Annotated in this window: 1 protein-coding gene; it reads right to left on the bottom strand. The window is 38.2% G+C overall.

Annotated elements, in window-relative coordinates:
• Positions 1-296: type IV secretory system conjugative DNA transfer family protein (locus HMPREF2701_RS02940; protein WP_186821215.1), on the bottom strand; the 296-nt coding region annotated here is incomplete at both ends.

Genomic DNA, 296 nt, shown 5'->3' with positions numbered 1-296 from the left:
ACCAAGCATTCATGCCGTTTCATATTTCCGACTTCATCAGGTGTCATTAAATCACGAGCAATCTTTTGATGAGAAAGAGATCCTGAACCTGTCTGGCCAAAGGAACGACTCGTATTTCGAACATCAATGGTTTGTTTACCGAGTAAGCCACTCATAAATTTAAAGGTATCTTCATCATTACCACCTAAGTAGACTAAGCTATCACAGTTCCCCAAAATGGTTTTCCAAGCTTCTTTTTCTTTATAGAGACCTTGAAGTTGGGCAATATTTTGTAGAATAGGAACGAGACTCATATT

Origin of the sequence: Streptococcus sp. HMSC077D04 (assembly GCF_001808785.1) — a bacterium.
Lineage (GTDB): Bacteria > Bacillota > Bacilli > Lactobacillales > Streptococcaceae > Streptococcus > Streptococcus mitis_BX.
This window is presented reverse-complemented; position numbering and strand designations above follow the sequence as displayed.